Source organism: Streptomyces sp. NPDC050674 (assembly GCF_040654575.1).
Taxonomy (GTDB): Bacteria; Actinomycetota; Actinomycetes; order Streptomycetales; family Streptomycetaceae; genus Streptomyces.
Genome location: NZ_JBFAIG010000045.1, coordinates 1 through 3,715, shown reverse-complemented (window position 1 = coordinate 3,715; position 3,715 = coordinate 1). Strand labels below are relative to the sequence as shown.

Annotated in this window: 5 protein-coding genes and 1 pseudogene; 2 read left to right on the top strand and 4 right to left on the bottom strand. The window is 68.3% G+C overall.

Annotated elements, in window-relative coordinates; genetic code table 11:
• Positions 1–21: 21 nt before the first annotated feature.
• The gene (locus tag AB0I06_RS34155) at positions 22–306 is read left to right on the top strand and encodes a replication initiation protein, RepL2 (RefSeq protein WP_363122753.1); all 285 of its coding nucleotides are present in this window, start codon (positions 22–24) and stop codon (positions 304–306) included.
• 168 nt (positions 307–474) lie between these two features.
• Here AB0I06_RS34155 and AB0I06_RS34150 read toward each other — a convergent pair whose 3' ends face one another.
• The 4 genes and pseudogenes from AB0I06_RS34150 to AB0I06_RS34135 form a co-directional block, all read right to left on the bottom strand.
• Entirely contained in the window at positions 475–831 is a 357-nt protein-coding gene (locus AB0I06_RS34150) for a hypothetical protein (RefSeq protein WP_363122752.1), read from the bottom strand.
• 238 nt (positions 832–1,069) lie between these two features.
• Positions 1,070–1,563, bottom strand: a pseudogene (locus tag AB0I06_RS34145) (lamin tail domain-containing protein).
• Between the two features lie 243 nt (positions 1,564–1,806).
• Positions 1,807–2,031, bottom strand: coding sequence for a hypothetical protein (locus AB0I06_RS34140; protein WP_363122751.1), 225 nt, complete (start codon positions 2,029–2,031; stop codon positions 1,807–1,809).
• 273 nt (positions 2,032–2,304) lie between these two features.
• Positions 2,305–2,841, bottom strand: coding sequence for a hypothetical protein (locus AB0I06_RS34135; protein WP_363122750.1), 537 nt, complete (start codon positions 2,839–2,841; stop codon positions 2,305–2,307).
• Here AB0I06_RS34135 and AB0I06_RS34130 point away from each other — a divergent pair.
• Positions 2,825–3,535 carry a hypothetical protein gene (locus AB0I06_RS34130; RefSeq protein ID WP_363122749.1) on the top strand — a complete coding sequence of 237 codons (711 nt, stop codon included), beginning with the start codon at positions 2,825–2,827 and terminating at the stop codon, positions 3,533–3,535. The genes AB0I06_RS34135 and AB0I06_RS34130 overlap by 17 nt on opposite strands.
• Positions 3,536–3,715: the final 180 nt, after the last annotated feature.

Genomic DNA, 3,715 nt, shown 5'->3' with positions numbered 1-3,715 from the left:
CAACCGCACCATCACCAACGCCTGTGTCGACATCCCGACGGAACTGCCGGGTGTCGTGACCGTCGCGGCGATGGGCAACGGGAACATCAATACCCGACCGACCGGTCCGGAGCCGTACTCGAGACCGCCGCCAACCTGGCCAAACTCGTCGGAATGGCCGCACCCGTCTTCTCCCGCACCCGCAAGCAGGTCATCGAAGCCGGCTGGCTCGAGGAGACCGAGAGGCTCGGCCACATTAGGTACTACCGGCTTGACCCCAAGCGGATGGGCGAGAACGTCGTCGTCCCCCTCCGCCGTGCAACCTGACGTCCCACAGACCGCTCCTCATTGACGTGAAGTACATGAGGAGCGGTCTGCAGGACCGTTCCCCTTGACCTTCGGGCAAACCCCGAGCGCGACCGGTGCGCGCAGCCCGCAGAGCGGGGTACGCGCCAGCTCGTCGAAAAATACGCCCGGGGTTGAGGAGAGGCAGCCCTAGATCTTGGGCCCGGGGTTTTTGGGCTGCCCTCCCATGCGGTGGTCGCTCCAGTCGATGCCGTCGTCGTGCTCTTTGCTCGATGCGAGTCCGAGGAACCCGAGTAGGGGAGCTGCGATCAGGATTGCGCCGCACAGGCTGCCGATCGCGACGTAGGCCGCCGCGGCAGTGAGGGCCCAGAACAGGATGTCGCACCCGATCCGCGCCCACAGCGGGAACGGGGCACGCCAGGCGTGGTAGCGGCGGTACAGACGCACAAGCTTGCCGGAGCCGCGCTTGAATCGGCGGGCATGTGCGTGCCCTGGTCGAGCTGCATGGCCGCCATCGTCATACCGATGTCCCTTTTTCTCACCCATGATCTCCTGGTCCCTTCGGGTGCCCCGAGGACCACAGCAGTCCTCCTCTGACGGCCAGCGTCCCCCGAGACACGGCGCGCGCGAGCGAAGGCAGCTGAGTTGCGCGGGCTCGGGGTCGCTCCGATGGGCCGGGGAGCGGTGGCCTGGGGCGCAGTCCTGGCACCTTGCAGCAGCATCGCCCCAGCGGTGAGCCGGGGCGGGCTCAGTGGCAGTCGGCCCACACTCGGGTGGGATGGTCTCAGCTGTGGAAGTTGATGTAGCCGTTGCCGTCAGAATCGTCGCTGCGGCTGGTGTAGGCGTGGACGTCGGCGCGGCTTCCTGAGGGCTTGTACAGGTAGATGGTGTCCTTGTCGTTGTTCCACAGGAAGTTGCAGTTGTCGCGGTAGACGACATTGTTCGTGTCGGAGTCGGTGCCGTGGCCGCCGCGCAGCTTCACGTAGTCGCCGGGCTGCAATAGTGGTTGGTGGTGAAGGTGAAGCGGTTGCCGGTGGCGTCCTTGACGACGTACCCCTTGAGGTTGATCGTCGTCCGGGACGAGTAGTTCTTCACCGTCAGGTACTCCTGATCAGTGTTGCCCGAGGAGCAGCTGTTGGAGTCCCGGCCCGGCGCGTCGTACTGCACTCCGCGGATCTTCAGCGCCGAGCTGTACTCGGCGGCGTGCGCGGGAACGACAGACAGGGCGGTCAGGGTGCCGGCCGTAACAGCGGCCGCCGTGACGAGGTTCTTGCGCAAGAGCGGGCTCCCATGGTTGAGCGGGTGGTGTCGCCTGTGCAGGACACGCACCCCAGGTCCGGTGGTTGCGCAGAGATGAGGACCTTCACCCGTTCGAAGGACGTAGAGGCACGTGGCCTGGGGGAGAAGCCCGGCCACCGACGCCCGCTGCCTCCACTGGGGCTTGTGGGCCGCGGCAAGAGGCGGGACGCGAAGCATCGGACACGGCTGATCGAAGCCGCAACACCTTGCAGTACGGGCCCGTCATCGTCTGGCTGCGCGCACCTCGAAGGTCAGCTTCCGGGTGGTTCCCTTGCCGGTATCAGCCGAAATCGGCGAGGTCACGCCATGGACCGGGGCGTCCTGGCGCAGGTGCACTGGCCCCATGTCAGCGCCGTCGACCAGGCGCTCACCGGCCTCGGTATCCCGCCTGGGATCGTCCGGGCCGGCATCGCTCTGCGCCCCTACTACGTGACTGGCCGCCGCCACGCGATCTCCGTGCTCCTGGTCTGGGACGTTAGCCGCACCAGTATGCGGGGCGGGGTCCGGATGTTCTGGGATGACGAGACAGGCTGGTCCTACGCCAAGCTCGGTCCCCGCGCCCAGGACGTTCTCCTCGAAGACCACGTCACACCGCTGCGTCGCGTCTTTGCCACCCCACTCCAGCCTGCTCCGCGACCAGCCACTGCGTGGTGGAACAAAATCAATGTGGTCACTCGCCGGGGCCGTCGACATACACCAACGGAGCCCGGCGGTCTGCCTTCAGACGAGGGTGAATCCGGTCCAGCGAGTCGAACAGCGCGACGCCCAGGCGCGCTTCTTGCGCGCGGCGATGTCGAGAGCGCGCTCGATGCGGTCGGCGGCGCCGGCCGCGACCTTCCCGATCCGGGCCTCCTCTGCCTCGGTGATGCGCCGACACGGGCCGGGCACCCGCTCGACACGGGCCAGCAGCCACAGTGCGGCGTATGACGCTGTCCGCTGGCCGGTGTACTTCCAGCGGCGCGGGTCTCGCTGGTCGGCGAGCGCCAGCTGCACCTGCCGCTGCCGGTCCTGGTGGGCGATACGGGCCTCACGGAGGCTGCGGTACGTCGAACCGTTGGCCTTGCACGCGACTGGCCTCGCGATCGGGGCGCGCTGGGCGGCGGCCGCGATGTCGTCGGCGCACCGCACCAAGGCGGCCTCGACGACGCGCATGGTGTCGAGGATGTGGAGGCGGACCGGGACGGGCCGGTCGCCGAGCTGGATCGGGTCGCGCTCCAACGACCGGAGGTGGGCGGCACTGGTGACGCTCGTACTCAAGCTGCTCGGCGTCGGCCTGGTCGAGGCGGGCGAGGTAGCCGCGGAGGCCGAGGCCGAAGGCGCCGATCTGTGTGGGTTGGCCGGCGGCTTCGCGGAGGTCGGTCCAGTGGCGGGCGATGGTGCGGAGGTGGGTAGCGGTGGTGGTCATCGTGGCTCCGTGGTGCTGGTGAGGCGGTACGGTGATCTCACCGGTGGGGTGTGCCTGGAGCTGGGGAGTTCGTGGGCGCGCCCCTTCGTCATGTCGCTGATCAGCGACTCACTGAAGAGGGCGAATCAGGGGCTGGGGCGGTGGCTTGTGGTGGGTGGGGGTCGTTGCCGGACCATGACCAACCAACCTGATGAGAATCTGACGACGGCCCAGGCCGCAAAGCTGCTGGGTGTGCGCACGGACACCGTCCATGCGATGAAGACGGAGGGCCAGCTGACTGTGGTGGGCAGAGGCCGCAACGGGACGAACCTGTTCGCGCAGGCCGAGGTCGAGCGCCTGAGGATCCAGCGACTCAAGGGGCATCGCAAGGTTCCTGCCCAGGCAGAACTTCCGAGCGCGGAGGAGCTGGGATGCGACGGGTGCCGCGACCTGCGAGCCCGTGCCGTCGCTGCTGAGGAGCGAGCAGCCGCAGCCGAGGAGCGGGCGGTTGCCGCTGAAGGGCGTGCTGAGCGTGCGCGCGCAGCGATGAACGCTGCCGTGGGATAGGGCGGCTGCCATCATCGCCTCCTCCGTGATGCGCGCGCGGCCGCGCGCCTCGTCTCGCGGTTGGGCTTCGGCAACTCACGCCAGCCGAACGGGGACTCCCCGCCGTCCAGGTCGACGACGACCTCGCTGAGACTGACCAGCTCGGTGTTCCAGGTGCGGCCCGGGGCGGGCGCGTGCCCG